Origin of the sequence: Pseudomonas sp. Q1, from assembly GCF_009935975.1 — a bacterium.
GTDB lineage: Bacteria > Pseudomonadota > Gammaproteobacteria > Pseudomonadales > Pseudomonadaceae > Aquipseudomonas > Aquipseudomonas palleroniana.
Genome location: NZ_QODI01000032.1, coordinates 1 through 22,406, shown reverse-complemented (window position 1 = coordinate 22,406; position 22,406 = coordinate 1). Strand labels below are relative to the sequence as shown.

General features: G+C 58.5%; 10 protein-coding genes and 1 rRNA gene. 7 read left to right on the top strand and 4 right to left on the bottom strand.

What is annotated here, in order from left to right; translation table 11 throughout:
- Together DK870_RS29810 and DK870_RS28730 are read left to right on the top strand one after the other, a co-directional pair.
- A partial coding sequence (locus tag DK870_RS29810; protein WP_256679946.1) for an immunoglobulin-like domain-containing protein occupies positions 1–9,714 on the top strand: 9,714 nt, incomplete at its 5' end.
- Positions 9,715–9,853: 139 nt separating this feature from the next.
- Positions 9,854–10,192, top strand: coding sequence for a hypothetical protein (locus DK870_RS28730; protein ID WP_060756940.1), 339 nt, complete (start codon positions 9,854–9,856; stop codon positions 10,190–10,192).
- 167 nt (positions 10,193–10,359) lie between these two features.
- On the opposite strand, the gene lapD is transcribed toward DK870_RS28730, so the two are convergent.
- Positions 10,360–12,306 carry a cyclic di-GMP receptor LapD gene (gene lapD / locus DK870_RS28725; RefSeq protein ID WP_161550384.1) on the bottom strand — a complete coding sequence of 649 codons (1,947 nt, stop codon included), beginning with the start codon at positions 12,304–12,306 and terminating at the stop codon, positions 10,360–10,362.
- A gap of 13 nt (positions 12,307–12,319) precedes the next feature.
- Positions 12,320–13,012, bottom strand: coding sequence for a cysteine protease LapG (lapG, locus tag DK870_RS28720; protein ID WP_104995131.1), 693 nt, complete (start codon positions 13,010–13,012; stop codon positions 12,320–12,322).
- A gap of 250 nt (positions 13,013–13,262) precedes the next feature.
- On the opposite strand from lapG, the gene DK870_RS28715 reads away from it, so the two are divergent.
- From DK870_RS28715 to DK870_RS28695, 5 genes are all read left to right on the top strand, one after another.
- Positions 13,263–13,973 (top strand): GntR family transcriptional regulator, encoded by a 711-nt coding sequence (locus tag DK870_RS28715; RefSeq protein WP_104995130.1) that lies wholly within the window; start codon positions 13,263–13,265, stop codon positions 13,971–13,973.
- Between the two features lie 373 nt (positions 13,974–14,346).
- Positions 14,347–15,105 (top strand): DUF3050 domain-containing protein, encoded by a 759-nt coding sequence (locus DK870_RS28710; protein WP_161550383.1) that lies wholly within the window; start codon positions 14,347–14,349, stop codon positions 15,103–15,105.
- Complete coding sequence (locus tag DK870_RS28705; protein WP_161550382.1) at positions 15,102–16,049, top strand: diiron oxygenase; 948 nt, start codon at positions 15,102–15,104, stop codon at positions 16,047–16,049. The genes DK870_RS28710 and DK870_RS28705 overlap by 4 nt, the downstream gene beginning before the upstream one ends.
- Complete coding sequence (locus tag DK870_RS28700; RefSeq protein WP_161550381.1) at positions 16,046–19,426, top strand: amino acid adenylation domain-containing protein; 3,381 nt, start codon at positions 16,046–16,048, stop codon at positions 19,424–19,426. The genes DK870_RS28705 and DK870_RS28700 overlap by 4 nt, the downstream gene beginning before the upstream one ends.
- 19 nt (positions 19,427–19,445) lie before the next feature.
- On the top strand, positions 19,446–19,904 hold the full coding sequence (locus DK870_RS28695) for an SRPBCC family protein (protein WP_161550380.1): 459 nt from the start codon (positions 19,446–19,448) through the stop codon (positions 19,902–19,904).
- A 38-nt stretch (positions 19,905–19,942) separates the two neighbouring features.
- Here the strand turns inward: DK870_RS28695 and DK870_RS28690 are convergent, their stop codons facing one another.
- Entirely contained in the window at positions 19,943–21,823 is a 1,881-nt protein-coding gene (locus DK870_RS28690; protein WP_060756948.1) for a methyl-accepting chemotaxis protein, read from the bottom strand.
- Between the two features lie 328 nt (positions 21,824–22,151).
- Positions 22,152–22,267, bottom strand: a 5S ribosomal RNA gene (gene rrf / locus DK870_RS28685).
- Positions 22,268–22,406 lie beyond the last annotated feature (139 nt).

The following is a 22,406-nucleotide window of genomic DNA, read 5'->3' as shown; positions in this document are numbered from 1 at the left end:
ACCATCGACAAGGTCGATGTGGTCCTGACCGCCACCAACACCGTCGGCGAAGGCGGCAACATCGTCTACACCGCCAGTCTTGTAGATAAGAACGGCGCGGCAGTAACCAACATTACCAACCCACTGACCGTGACGTTGGATAACGGCCAGACCATCACCATTGGTGTAAACCAGTCGAGCGGTTCTGTCTCGGTAGTCGCTCCAAACGACGTCTATCAAGGCGACCAAACTGTCACTGCCGCGATCAAAACTGTGAGCGGAGGCGAGCATTTCGAAAATCTGGTGCCAGGTACCGATAAAGTCACTACGACCGTAACGGACACACCGGGTACTGCGGACACCACCACTGTGACCCTGACCGCGCCAAGTGCGGTCAATGAAGGCGGCCAGATCACCTACACCGCGACCTTGAGCAACAAAGCCGGCACCGACGTCACGCTGAAGCTGGACAACGGTTCGACCATCACTATCAAGGCTGGCGATACCGTCGGTACCGTAATCGTTCCTGCGCCTAGCGATGACGTGTTCATCGACAAGAGCACCCAGACCGTCAAGATCACCGACGCTACCGGCGGCAACTTCGAGAAGCTGGAAGTTGCAGGTAACGGCGCGACAACGACTATCAACGACACCATCGACAAGGTCGATGTGGTCCTGACCGCCACCAACACTGTTGGCGAAGGCGGCAACATCGTTTACACCGCTTCGCTGGTCGACAAGTCGGGTAATGCGGTGGCCAACATCACCAACCCGCTGACCGTCACCCTGGATAACGGCCATACCATCACCATCGGTGTGAATCAGTCGAGCGGCACCGTCACCACCGTGGCGCCGAACGACGTCTACAAAGGCGACCAGACCGTCACCACCGCCATCAAAGGCGTCACCGGCGGCGAGCACTTCGAGAACTTGGTGCCGGGCACTACGCCGGTAAACACCACCGTTACCGATACTCCGGGTACTGCGGACACCACCACTGTGACCCTGACCGCGCCAAGTGCGGTCAACGAAGGCGGCCAGATCACCTATACCGCGACTTTGAGCAACAAAGCCGGCACCGACGTCACGCTGAAGCTGGATAACGGCTCGACCATCACCATCAAGGCTGGCGATACCGTCGGTACTGTGACCGTTCCCGCGCCTAGCGATGACGTGTTCATCGACAAGAGCACGCAGACCGTCAAGATCACTGACGCTACCGGCGGCAACTTCGAGAAATTGGAAGTTGCAGGTAACGGCGCGACCACCACGATCAACGACACCATCGACAAGGTCGATGTGGTCCTGACCGCCACCAACACTGTTGGTGAAGGCGGCAACATCATTTACACCGCCAGTCTTGTGGATAAGAACGGCACACCGGTGACCAACATCACCAACCCGCTGACCGTCACCCTGGATAACGGCCAGACCATCACCATTGGTGTGAACCAGTCGAGCGGCAGCGTCACCACTGTAGCGCCGAACGACGTTTACAACGGCGACCAAACTGTCACTGCCGCCATCAAAAGCGTGACTGGCGGCGAGCACTTCGAGAACCTGGTGCCGGGCACTACGCCGGTAAATACCACCGTCACCGATACTCCGGGCACTGCGGATACCACCACCGTGACCCTGACTGCGCCAAGCGCAGTTAACGAAGGTGGTCAGATTACGTATACCGCCACGCTTTCCAGCAAAGCGGGCACCGACGTCACGCTGAAACTCGACAACGGCTCGAGCATTACCATCAAGGCTGGTGACACCGTCGGCACCGTGACCGTCCCGGCGCCTAGCGATGACGTGTTCATCGACAAGAGCACCCAGACCGTCAAGATCACTGACGCTACCGGCGGCAACTTCGAGAAGCTGGAAGTTGCAGGTAACGGCGCGACAACAACCATCAACGACACCATCGACAAGGTCGATGTGGTCCTGACGGCCACCAACACCGTCGGTGAAGGCGGCAACATCGTCTACACCGCCAGTCTTGTGGATAAAAACGGCGCGCCGGTAACCAACATCACCAATCCACTGACCGTGACGTTGGATAACGGCCAGACCATCACCATTGGTGTGAACCAGTCCAGCGGCACCGTCACCACCGTGGCGCCGAACGATGTTTACAACGGCGACCAGACCATCACTACCGCGATCAAAACTGTGAGCGGAGGCGAGCATTTCGAAAATCTGGTGCCAGGTACCGATAAAGTCACTACGACCGTAACGGACACACCGGGCACTGCAGATACCACCACCGTGACCCTGACTGCGCCAAGCGCAGTTAACGAAGGCGGTCAGATCACTTACACCGCGACCTTGAGCAATAAGGCCGGCACCGACGTCACGCTGAAATTGGATAACGGTTCGACTATTACCATCAAGGCTGGCGATACCGTCGGTACTGTGACCGTCCCGGCGCCGAGCGATGACGTGTTCATTGATAAGAGCACCCAGACCGTCAAGATCACCGACGCTACCGGCGGCAACTTCGAGAAGCTGGAAGTTGCAGGCAACGGCGCGACAACGATCATCAACGACACCATCGACAAGGTCGATGTGGTCCTGACCGCGACCAACACTGTTGGTGAGGGCGGCAACATCGTTTACACCGCTTCGCTGGTCGATAAGTCGGGTAATGCGGTGACTAACATCACCAACCCGTTAACGGTCACCCTGGATAACGGCCAAACCATCACCATCGGTGTGAACCAGTCGAGCGGGTCTGTTTCCGTAGTCGCTCCAAACGACGTCTATAAAGGCGATCAAACCGTCACCACCGCCATCAAAGGCGTCACCGGCGGCGAACACTTCGAGAACCTGGTACCGGGCACTACGCCGGTGAACACCACCGTTACCGATACTCCGGGCACTGCTGACACCACCACCGTGACCCTGACCGCGCCAAGCGCAGTTAACGAAGGTGGTCAGATCACTTACACCGCGACCTTGAGCAATAAGGCCGGCACCGACGTCACCCTGAAACTCGACAACGGCTCGAGCATTACCATCAAGGCTGGTGACACCGTCGGTACTGTGACCGTTCCTGCGCCAAGCGATGACGTGTTCATCGACAAGAGCACGCAGACCGTCAAGATCACCGACGCTACCGGCGGCAACTTCGAGAAGCTGGAGGTTGCAGGTAACGGTGCGACAACGACCATCAATGACACCATCGACAAGGTCGATGTGGTCCTGACGGCCACCAACACCGTCGGTGAAGGCGGCAATATCGTTTACACCGCTTCGCTGGTCGACAAGTCGGGTAATGCGGTGACCAACATCACCAACCCACTGACCGTGACGTTGGATAACGGCCAGACCATCACCATTGGTGTGAACCAATCCAGCGGCACCGTCACCACCGTGGCGCCGAACGACGTCTACAAAGGCGACCAGACCGTCACCACCGCCATCAAAGGCGTCACCGGCGGCGAGCATTTCGAGAACCTGGTACCGGGCACTACGCCGGTAAATACCACCGTTACCGATACTCCGGGCACTGCTGACACCACCACCGTGACCCTGACCGCGCCAAGCGCAGTTAATGAAGGTGGTCAGATTACGTACACCGCCACGCTTTCTAACAAAGCGGGTACTGACGTCACCCTGAAGTTGGATAACGGTTCGACCATTACCATCAAGGCCGGAGACACCGTCGGCACCGTGACCGTCCCTGCGCCAAGCGATGACGTGTTCATCGATAAGAGCACCCAGACCGTCAAGATCACTGACGCTACCGGCGGCAACTTCGAGAAATTGGAAGTTGCAGGTAACGGCGCGACAACGACTATCAACGACACTATCGACAAGGTCGATGTTGTACTGACGGCCACCAACACCGTTGGCGAAGGCGGCAACATCGTCTACACCGCCAGCCTTGTGGATAAGAACGGCACACCGGTGACCAACATCACCAATCCGCTAACGGTCACCCTGGATAACGGCCAAACCATCACCATTGGTGTGAACCAATCCAGCGGTTCCGTCTCGGTAGTCGCTCCGAACGACGTCTATAAGGGCGATCAAACCGTCACCACCGCTATCAAAGGCGTCACTGGCGGCGAACACTTCGAAAATCTGGTACCGGGCACTACGCCGGTGAACACCACCGTTACCGATACTCCGGGTACTGCTGACACCACCACCGTGACCCTGACCGCGCCAAGCGCAGTTAACGAAGGCGGTCAGATCACTTACACCGCGACCTTGAGCAATAAGGCCGGTACTGACGTCACACTGAAACTCGACAACGGTTCCACCATCACTATCAAGGCTGGCGATACTGTCGGCACTGTGACCGTCCCTGCGCCGAGCGATGACGTGTTCATCGACAAGAGCACGCAGACCGTCAAGATCACCGACGCTACCGGCGGCAACTTCGAGAAATTGGAAGTTGCAGGCAACGGCGCGACAACGATCATCAACGACACCATCGACAAGGTCGATGTGGTCCTGACCGCGACCAACACTGTTGGTGAGGGCGGCAACATCGTTTACACCGCCAGCCTTGTGGATAAAAACGGCGCAGCAGTAACCAACATCACCAACCCGCTGACACTCACCTTGGATAACGGCCAAACCATCACCATTGGTGTAAACCAGTCGAGCGGGTCTGTTTCTGTAGTCGCCCCAAACGACGTCTATAAGGGCGATCAAACCGTCACCACCGCCATCAAAGGCGTCACCGGCGGCGAACACTTCGAAAATCTGGTACCGGGCACTACACCGGTGAACACCACCGTTACCGATACTCCGGGCACTGCGGACACCACCACTGTGACCCTGACCGCGCCAAGCGCAGTTAACGAAGGCGGTCAGATCACTTACACCGCGACCTTGAGCAATAAGGCCGGCACCGACGTCACGCTGAAGCTGGACAACGGCTCGAGCATTACCATCAAGGCTGGCGATACCGTCGGCACCGTGACCGTTCCTGCACCTAGCGATGACGTGTTCATCGATAAGAGCACCCAGACCGTCAAGATCACCGACGCCACCGGCGGCAACTTCGAGAAACTGGAAGTTGCAGGTAACGGCGCGACAACGACCATCAACGACACCATCGACAAAGTCGATGTGGTCCTGACCGCCACCAACACCATCGGTGAAGGCGGCAACATCGTCTACACCGCCAGTCTTGTGGATAAAAACGGCGCGCCGGTAACTAACATCACCAACCCACTGACCGTCACCCTGGATAACGGTAAAACCATCACCATCGGTGTGAACCAGTCCAGCGGCACCGTCACCACCGTGGCGCCGAACGACGTCTACAAAGGCGACCAGACCGTCACCACCGCCATCAAAGGCGTTACCGGCGGCGAGCACTTCGAGAACCTGGTACCGGGCACTACGCCGGTAAATACCACCGTTACCGACACTCCCGGTACAACCGATCTCACCACCGTCACGCTGACCGCGCCAAGCGCAGTCAACGAAGGCGGCCAGATCACCTACACCGCCACCTTGAGCAACAAGGCCGGCAGCGACATGGTGATCCAGCTCGATAACGGTTCGAGCATCAGCATCAAGCAAGGTGCAACTGTCGGTACGGTGACCGTCCCGGCGCCAAGCGATGACGTGTTCATCGATAAGAGCACCCAGACCGTCAAGATCACTGGCACCACTGGCGGTAACTTCGAAGGTGTGAGCATCACACCGGGCGGCGCAACCACTACCATCAACGACACGATCGATGATGTGACCGTGTCGCTCAAGGCCACGGGGTCTACCAGCGAAGGCGGGCAGATCATCTACACCGCGTCGCTGGTCGACAAGAACGGTGTGGCAGTCAACAACGTCGGTTCCGACCTGGTGGTGAAGCTGGATAACGGTTCGACCATCACTATCGGTAACGGCAAGTCCAGCGGCGTCACTACCGCCACCGCGCCTAACGATGCGTACGTGGGCGCCAACGATGTCAGCAACAAGATCACCGGCGTGGTCAGCGGCGGTGACAAGTACGAGCACCTGATCGTCGACGGCAGCACCGTAGTCACCAAAGTCACCGACGTGGTCAACAACACCACCATCAGCATCACTGGCGACACATCGGTGACCGAAGGCGCAACCGCGCACTACACCCTGACCCTGAGCAACCCGGCGCAAACCGATGTGACCGTGACGCTCAAATACAGCGGCACCGCTACCGACGGCTCGGACTTCAACGGCGTGTACACCGTGAAGATCCCTGCCGGCTCCAGCAGCGTGCCGTTTGATATCCGTACCATCGATGACAAGATCACCGAGCCGACCGAGCAGATCGTCATCACCATCGACAAAACCACGGGTGGCAACTTCGAGAACCTGGTGGTCGACAAAGGCAGCGTCAGCACCAACATCATCGATAACGATGCGCCGCCGGTCATCGACCTGGATGCCAACAACTCCAGCGGCGCAACCGGTGCCGACTACAAGACGACCTTCACCGAAGGCACCGCCGGGCCGGGTGTGTCGATTGCCGACACGGATATCAAGATCACCGACCCGGACAGCACCCTGCTGACCGGCGCGACCGTCACCCTGACCAACGCACAGGCCGGTGATGCACTGAACCTGGGCAACAGCGTGAATGGCATTACCGTCAGCACCAACAACCAGACGGGCACCATCACCCTGACGTTGTCGGGCAGCGCCACGCTGGCTGACTACATGCAGCGTATCCAGAACATTACGTTCACCAACAGCAGCCACGACCCGAGTACCACGCCACGGACCATTACCGTGACCGTGACCGATGGCGGCAATTACTCCAACGTGGCGACCACCACCGTCAACGTGGTGGCGGTCAACGATCCACCGGTGGCGACCGGCAGTGCCGTGACCGGCACCGAAGACACGCCGCTGACGCTGACCTGGGCCAACTTCGGCGTGACCGATGTGGACTCGCCACAAAGCAGCCTCGGCGTGAAAATCACCGACCTGCCGGTGGCCGGCAAACTGCAATACTTGGCGGCGGATGGCACGACCTGGACCAGCGTGACCGCAGGCCAGACCTTCACCAAAGCCCAGATCGACGGCGGCCAGTTGCGCTTTATGCCGAACGCCAACGAGTCCGGCGCCGACGGTTATGGTGGCACCGGCGTTGGTAACAAGCAGGCGGATTACGCGCAGTTCAAGTTCCAGCCTACCGACGGCAAGGACCTGGGCAACAGCGCCACAGTGAAAGTCGACATCACCCCGGTGGCCGATGCTCCGACCCTGAACGTGGCCGACAACAGCGTCAATTCGATCGGCTTGCTCAAGCAAAGCTGGAACAGCGTTTCGGGTCTCGGCACCAACGGGAACGGCGCAGCACCGGCCGACCTGAAAAACGCCATTGATAACGCCGGCACGCCAAACAGCAGCGGGTTGGTGACCAACGTCGAATCCACCACCAATGTCACGGCAGGCAGCGGCTCGAAGATCTCCGGCCTGATGTACATGGAAGCCGGCAAGACCTACACCTTCAGCGGTACCGGCGATGACAGCCTGGTGATCAACGTCGGCGGCAAAGACGTGGCCAGCGCTCAGTGGGGCAACAACAGCGGCAAGTTCAGCGGCTCGATCACACCGACAGTGAGTGGTTATTACAGCCTCGAGATCTATCACGCCAACCAGTCCGGCCCTGGCAGCTACGACGTCAACCTGTCGGTCAATGGCGGCCCGGTTCAAGACCTGAGCACCAGCGGCGTGCCGCTGTACACCGGCATCACCGACCTGACCAACGCCGGCGTGACCGTCTCCGACCTGCATGGCAGCAACGGCGACGGTTACTACGTGGGCTACAAGCTCAACGAAGGTCTGGAAAACGGCACCGTCAAGCTGTCCAAGGTCACCACCGCACTGACCGACACCGACGGCTCGGAAACCCTCAGCGTGAAGATCAGCGGCATACCGGCCGGCTCAGTGCTCACCGATGCATCCGGGCATACTTTCACCGCGACCAAGGCTGTGGGCGAAGTCAACGTGACCGGTTGGGACCTGAGCTCCCTGTCGATCAAGCCACCGACCTACTACAGCGGCCAGTTCAACCTGGCGGTCACCTCGACCTCCACCGAAAGCCTCGGCGGTTCTGCGACCACCACCGCGCAATTGCCGGTCACCGTGTACCCGGCGACCTATAGCGCCGCCACCGGCACCTCGGGCAGCGACTCGCTCACCGGCACCGATGGCAACGACATTATGGTTTCCGACATCGGCGGCCTGAACGTGGTGCAGGGCAAGAACTACAACATCGCGTTCATGGTGGACAGTTCAGGCAGCATGACCCCGGCTTCGATCAGCGCGGCGAAAGACTCGCTGACCTCGGTGTTCAACTCGCTCAAAAACAGCCTGGGCGCCAACACCTCGGGCACGGTGAATATCTTCCTGGCAGACTTCGATACCCAAGTGAACAAGTCGGTCGCGATCAACCTCAACGATCCGAACGCGCTGAACGTGCTCAAGGGGGTACTGGACTCGATGACATCGGGTGGCGGTACCAACTATGAGGACGTGTTCAAGACCACGGCGAACTTCTTCCAGAGCGGCCTGGCGACCAGCAACACCGGCGCCACCAACCTGACCTACTTCATCACCGATGGCCAGCCGACGTACTACCAGAGCGGCGAGCAGACCAACCCGACGATTTACAACACCAAACTCGACGATCTGGTGACGACGTCCAACTACACACTGGGGACAACGTTCAGCAAGTACCTGGATAACACCCACTACTTCAGCATCGACACCTCGGGCGCAGCACAATTGCAAACCTGGAATGGATCGCGCTGGGTCGTTAACAATCTGGGCACCCTTCACGCCCAAGGTGACGGCACCTACGAGTTGTCCAACCTGAACGGTACAGGCTACAGCACCGATTCGGCGACGTTGAGCAACGCCAAGAGCGCGTTTGCGCTGCTGGGTGGGTTGTCGCAGGTGGAAGCGATCGGTATCAACGGCGATGTCAGCCTCAATGACCTCAAACCGTACGACAGCGATGGCAAGCCGCAAAGCAACATCGATCCGAAGGACCTGGCCAATGCCATCCTCGGTCACACCGAGGCCACGCTGCCTGGCAGCGACACCGTGAACGGCGGCGACGGCAACGATATTATCTTCGGCGACCTGGTGAGTTTCAGCGGCGTTACCGGTGAGGGCTACAACGCGCTGCAAGCCTTTGTGGCGCAGAAAACCGGCGTAGCCGTGACGGACGTGACCCCTTCGAACGTGCACCAGTACGTGACCGAGCACTACGCCGACTTCGATGTATCCGGCGCCAAAGACGGCAACGACACGCTGCTGGGCGGCGCAGGCGATGACATCCTGTTCGGCCAGGGCGGTAATGACTACCTGGACGGCGGCAAAGGCAATGACATCCTGTTGGGCGGCACCGGTAACGACACGCTGATCGGCGGGCCGGGCAACGACATCCTGATCGGTGGCTCGGGTGCCGACACCTTCGTGTGGAAAGCCGGTGACGTCGGTAACGATGTGATCAAGGACTTCAAGGCGTCGGAAGGCGACCGCATTGATCTGCGGGATCTGTTGAAGGGTGAAACGGACAGCACCATCGACAACTACCTGAAGATCACCACGGTGGACGGTGTGTCGACCCTGCAAGTGAGCAGTGAAGGCAAGCTCAACGCCGCCGGTGGCGTGGCCAATGCCGACGTGACGATCAAGCTGGAAGGCAACGATTGGTCCCACACCAGCATCAACTCGCTGATCAGTGGTGCCGACCCGACCATCAAGATCGACCACACCGCCTAAGCCTCGGATATCGGCCGCCCTCACCGGCGGCCGATTTCGTTGCTGGCCCTGCCGGGCGGTTGCATCGCATACTTGTGCCTATCAACACACTGTTGGCCGATGCTGGCGACGGCGTGTGGCTCATTTTCGAGGGGTTCTTATGTTTTATGTGCAACGTGATGCCCAGGGCGCGCTAAGCCGCGTGGAGGCCGCCGCCTTTGCCGAGTCGACCGAAACCCTGCCGGCCGATCACCATGAGATCCAGGCCTGGTACGCCAACGAAGTGGTGGAAACCAGCCTGGCGCAACTCAAGCAGAGCGACCTGGAGATGATCCGGGTGCTCGACGACTTGATCCAGGTGCTGACCAGCAAAGGCATTATCAGCGTGACGGACCTGCCACCCGCTGCCCAGGCAAAACTGATCGACCGTACCCACGCGCGGGAATCATTGGGTGGGCTCAGCCACTTGATCAATGATGAAGAGACTGGGCTGATCTGACTTCTCAAAGTCGAACCCGATCGAAAATGTGAGCGTGGGCTTGCAGTGGCGAGGGAGCTTGCTCCCGCTGGAGTGCGTAGCGCTCCCGGCTTTTTGGGGGCCGCTTCGCAGCCCGGCGGGAGCAAGCTCCCTCGCCACAGAAAGCCGCCTCCACAGTCGCGTTGTGATTATTTCCAGGGCGCAGGCTCGCCAAATAACTGCCCCTGCACGCCGAAGATCCCCATCTCGCGAATCACCTTCAACTCGCCCTCGGTCTCGACGCGCTCGGCGATCAACGGCAAGTCGATGCTGTGGGCCGCACGCTGGATCGCCTCGATAAACAGGCGTTTGTCGCTCTCCTGGTCGATGGCACGGATGTAGCTGCCGTCGATCTTCAGGTACGCCAGGCCCAGGCGCGCCAAGTTGCCGATCATGCTGAAGCGCCCGCCAAAACGCTGCAGGCTCAGGGAAAAGCCCAGCTCGCGCAGGCGATGGGTCAATTGCTCGAGCAGGGCCTGCTCCGGCAGTTGTTCCTCGCCGATCTCCAGGGTCAGGCGCGGGCCCAGGTTGCTGTGCTGGCGTAGCAGTTCAACAATCCGATTCAGCGCCTGGGCGTCCTGCAAGGTCGCGGCCGAGAGGTTCAGCGCCAGGCTATGGGTGTGGCCGGCCATCTGTTTGAGCACTTGTTCGAGCATCAGGCGGTCCAGGCGGGACGTCCAGCCGAAGCGTTCAAGCCACGGCAGGAAACGCCCGGCGGGTATCGTATGGCCGTCTTCATCCTGCAGGCGTGACAGGACTTTATAGTGCAGCACCAATTGCGGGTCCTGGCTGGCCACCACCGGCTGGAAATACAACTCGAAGCGCTGCTGCGTCAGTGCCTGGTCCAACAGCCTGTGCCAGGCATGGTGATCGTCACCAAGACTGGCGGCGGCGCTATGGTCAAGGCATACCCAACTGCTATCGCCCTGCCCCTCAGCCTGCGCCAGGGCCTGATCAGCCAAGGTCAGCAGCGCCTGGGGGGCATCGCCATGGTTGAACGGTGCCAGGCCCATGTAAGCGACCGGCGTGACATCGCTGGCGCCGGTGGCCTGCAGGCTGTGCAAGGTGCTTTCGAGGTTCTGCGCCAATTGCAGCGCCTCTTCACGCATCAGCCCCGGCGCCAGCACGGCGAACTCACCACCGCGAATACGCGTGACGAGGTTGTGGGTTTCCGGGTACGGCTCGCACTGGCGCAGCAGTTGCTGACCGACCGCTTGCAGCAACTGGTCAGTGCGCTGGCCACCCAGGCGCTGGTTGAGACCGGCCAGGTCCTTGACCCGCAACAGCAGCAGATAGCCGGTGCTGGTGTCTTCCGGGTTGCTGACACGAGCGTTGAGCTGCATCTCGAAGTAGCGACGATTGGCCAGGCCGGTGAGGTTGTCCTGATAGGATTCGGTGCGCAATTTTTCGCTGCGTTCGGCCTGCTCCTGGAACAGCGCCTTGAGCTTTTCTACCATCTGGTTCATGGCCTGTACCACGCGCCGCAGTTCCGGCGTGCGGGGCAGCTCAGGCAGGCTGAGGAATTCGCGGCGGGCGATGGCATGGGACTGCTTGACCATGTAGTCCAAAGGTTTCAATTGTCGCCGTAGCAACAGTGCGCCGAGCACCGCACTGACCGCGCCGCACAGCAGCAGCCAACCGAGACTGCCCAGGGCGCTCTGCCAGAGTTTGGCCAGAGCGAACATCGGGTGGCTGATCACCTCCACCCGCGCCGCCTGCTCCCAACCACGATTGACCAACGCATCCCCCCCGGCCGGTTCCAGGCCGATCAACTTGACGAACCAGTCGGGCACGCCATTGTTGTCGGGAATGCCGCTACGCTCGACGATAGTCTTGTCGGTTGCCAGGTCCACCACGCGGATGCTCGCGTAATAACCGCTGTCGAAGATCGAACTGACCAGCAGCTCCACCATCGCCGGATCGTCGATATTGGGCGTCAGCGACAGCGCCAATGCCGTCGCCGCATCCTGTGCGTGGGAGCGCAACTGGTTGACGTATTGCGTGCGCGAGCTCTCCAGGCTGACCATGAAGCTGCCGCTGAAGGCGACTACGAGGAACAGACAGATTGCGATCAACAGTTGTTTGAACAAAGACACCGATCAGTTACTCCTAGTTGGCAGGCTCGGCTGGGAAGCCTTCCGCACGCATTTTTCTCAACACATCCTGCCAGCGCGACAAGCGTTTGGTATCGCCGACTTTCTTGTTGCCCTTGGCACCCGGCAAGTACAGCCCCTCGGCGTTGAATGAGTACACCGGAAGCAGGTCGGTACGGCGGGTGGCCGGGAGGATCTCGTCCATCAGGCTGTCGAGCACCAACGGGATAGCGTCGGGGGTCGGATAGTAGGTCAGGACCATGTGAGCGCGATTCTGACGCAAGGCCTTGACGTAAGTAATGCGCAATTTGTCGCTGGAAACCCCCAGGTGGCGCAGGCTGAAATACTTGGCGATAGCGTAGTCTTCGCAATCACCGGCACCCTTCCACAAGGCTTCGACAGGCGTCTCCCAATAGTCTTCCACATGCCACAGATCGATGTCTTCCGTGTAGGTCATGTGCTGGTTGAAGAACAGGTTGACGACCTTGAGCTGCTCTTGTTCACTGACTTGTTTCTGCGTCGCGAGCAGCCGCTGCCACTCGTCGATACGTTGCTGCCCCTTCCCCAACGGTCCGTACAAGGCGGTGGCTTTGCGACTGATCTGGGAGAAATCCCAATCGGCATGCAGCCCGCCGAGCATCAAGCCGGCCAACAATAACGCTGAAAACAGCCAGCTGAGGATTCGAGAAGAAATAAAACTTACCGCCAAGGCGTTCAGTCCGTGAAGAAAGACGGAATTTCAAGGGATGGTGAAGCTTTGACCCGGAAAAAACAATGGCACAGTGCAATCATTCATGAGCCGGCCAAATTTATAACCGCAATTTGTGGGATGCACAAAGTACTTCCTGTAAGCCCTTACAAACGGAAACTTTGGTTGTTTGACAAGCGTGCAACCCATCTTTAGGGTGCATTGGATCCAATTAAACACACTCTATTCAAGAAAGGAGGATAGCGTAACCGTGACGCAGAAGCCGAACCCTTTAAGCAGCATCAAAATCAGCGAGCCTATTCCCGCCCATCTTGCCCGCTCCGTTATTGAAGAAACATTACGAAACGCCATTCTCGATGGGCGTCTGCCCTGTGGCACGGCTATGCGCCAGCAAGAACTGGCCAGCCTGTTCGGTGTCAGCCGCATGCCCGTGCGAGAAGCCCTGCGCCAACTGGAGGCACAGTCCTTGCTGCATGTGGTGACCCACAAAGGCGCCGTGGTAGCCCCCTTGATCGAGGACAATTCGGCTGAGACCTATGGCTTGCGCATGTTGCTGGAGTCCGAAGCGTTGCGCTTGTCGATCCCCTTGCTCACCGACGCCGACATTGAAGAGGCCGAATCTTGCATCAATGCTCTGGAGCGCGAAAAAGACTACACCGAGATCGGACGCCTCAATCGCCTGTTCCACATGGCCTTGTATGGCAAGGCACCTAACCAGCGGTTACTCAAGCTGGTCGAACATGGGCTGAACGAGGAGGAGCGATTCCTGCGCTTCAACCTCGAGGCGATGGGCCTGGGCCCGACGTCCCAGGAAGATCACCGGGAACTGCTGAGCCTGGTGGCACAGAAAAAAATCGACGAGAGCATCCTTACGCTACGCAATCACCTGATGCGCGGGATGGAAGTGATCGCCAATTACCTCAATGGTCTCGGCACCAGCGACAATAAAAGGTCCCTGTAAGCCCTTCCCGCCCCCCCTCCCTGACTGTTTATTAAGCGGGACAACTTCTATCTGGAAGCGTCCCGCGCTAATCAGTTATAAAAAATTGAACACGCTCAATTAAACCGACCGACAACAAAGAAACTTCCCACTTTTAAAAAGACAATTTCCGCCCACTGTTATTTCTCGAAAAAACATCTAATACATTTATAAGCTCACCCAAACGTTTATTCAGCTTATTATCTTCGCCCAACAGCCCCAGTCTCTCAATTGGCCACCCACACCGTTATCACGGTGGAGCTGCGCCCGCGGCCCCGACTTGGCGCCACCCGTCTATTTAATAATTAATAAATCCTTATCACTGCTCAGAGCATTCGCAATACAGGCGTCAACCATGCACCAACATTTACTTGAACAAAAAAGACTGCAGTTGTGCAGCCACCCGCTATTTATAGAAATAACTTCACTCCGTAAGTTACAAGTCTTTATGGAGCACCACGTATTTGCCGTTTGGGACTTCATGACACTGACCAAACGCTTGCAGCAGGACCTGACCTGCACCGGGATCCCCTGGTTCCCACCCTCCGACCCACACGCCGCCCGCCTGATCAATGAAATCGTGTTGGCCGAGGAGTCGGACGAGCATCCAACTCGCGGCTACAGCAGTCACTTCGAGCTGTACCTGGATGCAATGGCAGAAGTGGGCGCCAGCACACTTGCGATCACACGCTTCATTGACCTGCAGCTTCAGGAAGTGGAGGCAAACGCAGCCTTGCAAGCCGTCAGCGCGCCCCTTGGCGTTGCTCGCTTCGTTGACTGCACGTTGCAGATCGCCTGGAACGCACCCAGCCATTGTGTGGCGGCAGCCTTCCTGCACGGCCGCGAAAGCGTCATTCCGTCGATGTTCGAACGCATCTCGCGCAGCCACGGATTCATTGAGCATGAGGCACCTACCTTCCATCACTACCTCAACCGCCATATCGAGATGGACAGCCACGCGCATGGCCCGGCAGCCCATCAGTTGCTCCAGCGCCTGATCGGCGCAGACCCGACGCGCCAGAAACAGGCCGACAGCACTGCAATCAGCGCCATGGAAAGCCGCATCCTGTTTTGGAACGACGTGCAGGCCTCGATGCGAGAGGCGCACCCATGAATACCACTGGCTACCGCTCCTTTGCCGAAGACTGGGAACGTCGTGCAACCATCCGCACTCGCCCCCGACGCCTGCTGGAGAACGACGAAAAATTAATCTACCCCCTATGCCGCCAACCGCTGGTACTCAGCGAGACCTTTCTTGACCATTGCCCGCAGTGGCGCGACTTCGTACTGGCGCAAAGCTTTTACCAATTCGTCAATAATGTGGTGATCTTCGAAACCGAGATCGTCGACAAGACCGCCCGCAGCATTGCCAAAAACGGCTTCTCGCTGCCTTTCCCGGCGGCCTGTCGCGTCGACGCGATGACCGTCGTGATCGATGAGGATTACCACGCACTGGTCGCACTGGACTTCCTGCAGCAAGCCGTGCACATGACGGGTATTGAGCCTCTCGAACTCCCCCGGCAAATCGAGCTGAGCCGCGCCCTGCCGGCAGCGCAGGCGGGCGCCCCGGCGCACTTGCACGATGCCGTGGAGTTGATTGCCGTGGCCATTGCCGAAAATACGGTGACGCAGGACGTAGCGGCGTTCTCCAAGGACGACAGCGTCAAGCGATCCATCCGTGGCTTGATGGCTGATCACTTGGCTGACGAGGGTCGGCACGCGCAATTCTGGACGCAGTTGGTACGTCTCTACTGGCAGGGGGCAAGCCCGGAGGACCGTGACAGCATTGCTGAAATCCTGCCGGTTTTCCTGGCACATTACCTGACCAATGAGCTGCAGAAGGACTTCGATCTGCGCCTGATCGAGCATTTGGATATCGATGTCGACATCCGCGTGACACTGCGCCATGAGATCGGCGCGATGGACTTTCCTATTACTCGCCGGCATCCGCTGGTGGGCAACATCATGAGTTTTCTACATCACAGCGGTGTGCTGCAAACCCCCAGTGTCGCCCAGGCTTTAAATGACTACCTGGCCCAGCCGGGGAGGTTGGCATGAGGTGCTTGACGATTGGATGGGGCGCCACAAGCGAGGCCCTCGGGGCCATCAGGCAGATGATGGAACAGTACGGGCACGCAGCCGGGGTGGAGGCGGTCGATCTGGTGATCGAGGACGGTAGCCAACCGCTGCCGAGTGTATTTGCCGACACACCCCGGCTGAGCCTGCGCGTGGGCATCGGCCCGATCGGTGCACACGGGCTGCCTGCACTCCAGTTTCGCTGTTACAACCGTGAGCGGTGCCTGCTGGCCGTGCATGACGTTTGCGCGCAGCCAAGCGGTAACGGCCAGAGGCTGCGCCAAGAGGCAACGAACGCACTGGTGGAATGGGTCGCCGTGCTGGTCAGCGATTTCTCGAGAGACCCCGATTATTTCTGCGCACCGGTCACGGTTAACGAATGGCCCGAACAAGGTTTGCAAGGGCTGGAAGCATTGGCGTTTTTGCACCGCTTCAATCGTAGCGCGCAACCGGCACTGTTGCAGGCAGCCCAAGTCCCCATGATCGAACGGTTGCAGGCGAGCCTTCAGGCCTACGCCCATCGGCCTGCGCTGAATATCACGGGGCAGGTGCTGACTTATCACCAACTTCACGCATACGCCTTGGCGATACAGCAGCAATTGGTACCCCTGCTGGGAAGCCGTGAGACACCCCAGGTAATCGGCGTGTGCCTGGAAAAGTCCGTCGAACTCTACGCCAGCGTTCTCGCGGTGCTGGGGTGCGGCGCAGTGTATTTACCCCTGTCACCCGATCACCCGGTGCAGCGCCAACACAGCATGCTGGAAAGCATCGGAGCCTGCATGCTGTTGGAAGACGGCCGGCACCCTCTAAGGGAGCATTTCGATACACTGGATGTCAGCAGGATCGACCCGCGCCACAGCGATTGCACGCAGCCGCTGATGCATTATCGGCCTTGTGTAGACGCGCCTTGCATGGCGTTGTTTACCTCGGGCAGCACGGGTCAACCCAAGGGCGTATTGCTCAGCCAACACAACCTGGCGCACTTCACCGCCTGGCTCGGTGCCTGCGTGATGATGGATCAGCAGAGTCGTGTGCTGCAGTTTTCGCCGTTGAGTTTCGATTCGTCGCTGATCGACATCTTTCCGGCCCTGATGGCTGGCGCCGAGTTGATTGTGCCTGCTGCAGAACAACGGCTTGATCCTCTGCAACTGGTCGAGTTGATTCGTCAGCAGCGCGTCACCCATGGGTTTCTACCGCCGGCATTGCTCAGCATCCTACCGCTGGACCAACCATTGGGCCTTACCCATGTGCTCACCGGTGGCGACTTCTGCGAGCCTTACGTGATCGAGCGACTGGCGGGCCAGTGCCAGTTGCACAACCTCTACGGCCCCACTGAAGCCACGGTACTGGCGACCCACCGGACATTCCAGCTGGGTGACAGCCATCGCAACATCGGCCGTCCCATTGCCAACAGCCAAGTGCTGATCCTCGACGAGCACCTGCGTCCGGTGGAGGATCAGGTGGTCGGCGAACTGTATATCGCCGGCCCCGGCGTGAGCCTGGGCTACGTGAACGCAGCATCACAGGCCGACAGCCCTTTCGTTACGCTGACCTTGCCGGACGGACAGTTGCTGGCGACTTACCGCAGCGGCGATCTGGCCAAGTGGACGCAAACCGGAATCGAGCTGTGCGGTCGCCGGGATGACCAGATCAAGATCCGTGGCTTTCGAGTCGAACCTCAGGAGATCGAGCAGTGCCTGCGCAACAGTCGCCTGTTCCGCCAGGTGGCCGTGGTAACCAACCCAATGCACAGGATCATCGGTTTTGCCGCTCAGCCGGAGCCCGGCGCCACACTGGCAAGCCTCAAGGAACACGCGCGACAGTGGCTGCCTGAATACATGCAACCCGTGAGCTGGAGCGAGTTGCCAAGCATGCCCCGCTCAAGCAATGGCAAGATTGATCGCCAGGCGTTACGAGCACTGTCGCCTCCTGCCGCTCGTGAGGTGACTCATTACACGGCACAACCCCCTCTTCAAGCGCAGTTGATGGAACTGTGGGCGGAGTTACTAGGGTTGGCTGTGCACGAGTTGTCTATCGACGACAGCTTTTTCAACCGGGGTGGCCACTCCATTCTGCTGTCGAACCTCTTGTTGCGCCTGCGCGAACGGTTTGGCCGCAGCCCTTCCTTGAGCCGTTTCTTTGAAACACCCACGATCCGTACGCTTGCAGCGCTGATGGAGGGCTGCGCACTGCCCCAGACACCCTCAAGCCTGATGGAGAAAGATGCGACAAGGGTGCTGGGGGTCGAGATGCTGCATGGGGACTGTGCAGGTGACCCGCGCAAGGTCATTGTCACAGGGGCTAACAGCTTTGTCGGGGTCCATATTGTCCAGGCGCTGCTGGATGGCGGAGCACATGAAGTGGCGTGCCTGATCCGGGAGCTGCCTGGCGATTGCGCGGCGGCTCGGTTCAGCGAGGCGTTACGAGCCTATCGCCTGGAACAACATCTGGACCTGAGCCGCGTGCGGGTGTACCCCGCTGACATGCGCTTGCCTCGCCTGGGCCTTGCCTGCGACGTGTATGAGCACCTCGCGCGCAGTTACGGTGTGTTGGTGCACAACGCCGCCCAGGTCAATCACGTAATGGATTACGCCTTACTCGCCAAGGACAACGTCGAGCCGATCTTTGAGTGCCTGCGCCTTTGCGAAACCTATTGCAAGAAGGTATTCAATTTCATTTCGACACTGTCCGCCTGCAGCAGTATCGACGCCCATAGGCACGTTCTAGAAACCGGTGCCGCGAGTACGTTGCCGCTCTATATGAAAAATGGCTACAACCTGTCCAAGTGGGTCGCTGAACGCTTGCTGGGACGTGCCGTCGCGCAAGGCGCCTGGGTGAATATCCTGCGACCGGGGAACATCAGTTTCAACAGTCAAAGTGGCGTTTGCCAGCCGCAGAAAAATCGGTTGATGTTGATGCTCAAGGGGTCCCTGCAATTGGGGCTGGCGCCACAGCTGGATGTGAATTTCGATCTGATGCCCGTAGATTTCCTGGCCCGCTTCATAGCGTTCCACGGTTCATGTTTTTGCGCTGGGCGAAATGTTTTCAACCTGCACAACCCACAACCCTTGAGCTGGGATCAGTATCTCGATGCGTTCAGCCAGGCTGGGCACATTTTCCAACGGGTAAGCATTGAACAGTGGCAACGGTCACTGCGCGCAGTAAGCCGTGATAATGCGTTGTTTGGTGTGTTGGGTTTCTATCTGGGCGTGCTGGGTGAGGATATCGGTGACACGTCGATGATCTGTTATGACAACGCACGCTGGGGGGTGGAGAAGATGGGTACACATTACCCGCCAAAAGACCCGGCATTGCTACGTAAGGGTTGCGACTACCTCAGGACCACCGGCTTTCTCTGAATTGCTTCAGGACATCTTCATGAAACCGCTACAACCCGATACGTTAATCCGTAACCCTAACGGCACACCGATCCTGGCCTCCATCGTTGTCCCTTGCGAGGCAACTCGCCTGTGGGCGTTGGTGGGCAACTTCGCAGGCTTTGATGCCTTCGTTCCAGGCCTGTCGCGCATTGAGATGACCGGCGCAGGCGTGGGTGCATTGCGCACGAAATTTTTCGACAATGGGCATTGCGTCGTGGAGCAACTCAACAGTCGAGACGAAGCCGCCATGTCGATGACGTGGACCACCCTCTACAACACCTTGGGCTTGGCCCAATTCTGGGCGGCGATGAGTGTGCAAGCACTTGGCGCAAGCAGCTCCAGGGCCACCTGGACGCTTGTGGGTGAGCCATTGGCTTCAACGCAAGTAGAGTTCGAAGCGTTTGTGCAGGCGTTCGCGGACAGCGCACTGCGTAATGTGCGCCGAATGCTTAGCTGAGCACTCGGAGCGAGTGGTCTCGCTCCGGTGCAGCACGGTTAGATCTTGAAGCTATCGACCAATTGCTTCAATCGGCTTGCCTGTTGGGACAGGGCATCGCAGTCCCTCAGCGTTTCGTTGAGGTTGGCCACACCCTGCTGGTTAAGCAGATTGATCTGGTTGATGTCGACATTGAGGGTTTCAACCACAGCGGTTTGCTCCTCGGTGGCGGCAGCCACCGATTGGTTCATACCGTCGATTTCTACGATCCGCTGGGTCACGCTGACCAACCGTTCACCCGCCTGATTGGCGACTTCAACGCTCTCCTCGCTGGAGGCCTGGCTGGCATTCATAGTGGTCACGGCTTCACGCGAGCCCACTTGCAGGGAAGTGATCATTTTGTGGATCTCTTCCGCCGACTCTTGCGTACGATGCGCCAGGTTACGCACCTCATCCGCCACCACGGCAAACCCACGCCCGGCTTCACCCGCACGAGCGGCTTCGATCGCTGCGTTAAGGGCCAACAAGTTGGTTTGCTGGGAAATGCCTTTGATCACATCAAGAATGTGACCGATGTTGTCGGTGCTGGCGTTCAGGGTTTCGATCTGAGTGCAGGACAAACTGATCTTCTGCGACAACTCCGACATTGCCTGGATAGTTTGCTCAACGACCTTGCGACCATCGTCAGCCTGTTCGCTGGCGCCACTGGCGTGCTGCGAAGCATCAGCAGCGTTACGTGCGATTTCCTGGGTGGCGGCGCCCAGTTCGTTGATCGCCGCAGCCACGCTATTGGTACGTGCACTCTGCTCATCGGAACCGATGATCGACGCATTGGATGAGGCCATCACGCGTTGGGACAGATCATGCACCTGACGCGTTGCCGACGACACTTCGGAAATGGAAGCGTGGATACGCTCAACGAACTGGTTGAACGCGCTACCCACTTCACCGAATTCGTCTTTGCTGGTCACGTCGAGACGGCGGGTCAAGTCGCCTTCCCCCTGAGCAATGTCTTGCATAGCAACGCCCATGGTCGTCAACGGACGCAGCAATACCTGAATCAACAGACTCAGAAGCACTGCGATAGCTATCACAGCGACCAACATCGCAATCAATGCCGAGGTGCGGAACTTGCCTAGTGGCGCGTAGGCTTTGTCTTTGTCGATCGACAGACCAATGTACCAGTCTGCGCCTGGCAAACCGCTGATGGGGGTGAACGAGAGGATGCGATCCTGACCATTGAGGACTACGTCCTGGTTGGCTTTCTCGATACGCAGGTTGGTGCCAGGGTAGATATCCTTCAGGTTTTTCATCACCTGGTCCTGGTCAGGGCTGACGATGACCTGGCCGTCGCCACTCACCAGGAACGCATGACCGATACCGCCGAAGTCGACCGAGTTGATGATCTTCACCAGGGTTTGCAGGCTCAAGTCACCGCCAACAACGCCGAGCAACTCGCCGTTCTTTTTCACTGGCATGGCGATCGTCACGATCTGCCCACCCACAGCCGCCATATAAGGAGGAGTAAGCATGGGTTTGTCGGCCACTACTGCTTGCTTGTACCAAGGGCGCTGACGCGGGTCATAGCCGTCAGGCATCTTCGCGTCGGGGCGCTGGGTGAACACGCCGTTGGTTTGACCCACATAAGTGAACTGGAAATTCGATGTGAACGCTGGCTGATCGACCAACCCAGGAAGGTCGGCACCGCTGCCTTGATGGGCAATGTTTTGCGTCAGGTTTTCGAGTACCAAAATGCGCCCACTGAGCCAGTTCTGCACGCTGCTGGCGGTGAGTTCACCGGACTGCTGAATGGACGATGCCAAATTTTGCTTGATGGTACTGCGCTGCAGGTAGTCGTTGTAGAGCGTGAATAATGCGAAGGCCAAAACCACGACGCCTGACGCGGCCAACAGAATTTTATGACTGAACTTAAGATTCATTTCATCGACTTCTTTTGCCAAAGGGGGATGAGCGTGCCGAGTGGAACATTCCATGTAAGGGATAGGCGGACTCTTGGGCCGCTCTATTTCAGTGCACGCATGGCTCATCAGGCTTTCGGCCAAGAATCGATAAATCTTAGAAATATTGTGAGAGGTGTCCTGTTTGAGCGTAGGAAAGAGACAGGCGGTAGTTCTGTCGTCCATTGCCGCAGCGCAAGTGCTGGCAACGCGCGTAGGGGCCCAGGGCTGGGTTTGATGCTGGGGCAGCATACCCCCTTAAACGACAAAACCCCTGTCTGCATTGGCAGACAGGGGTTTCGGAATTTAATCTTGACGATGACCTACTCTCACATGGGGAAACCCCACACTACCATCGGCGATGCATCGTTTCACTGCTGAGTTCGGGATGGGATCAGGTGGTTCCAATGCTCTATGGTCGTCAAGAAATTCTGTATACCAGTCCGTTGCATTTGCAACGTGCCGGTGAATTTCATGTGCTTCTACATAAAACAAAACCCCATCTGCTTTCGCAAATGGGGTTTCGGAATTTAATCTTGACGATGACCTACTCTCACATGGGGAA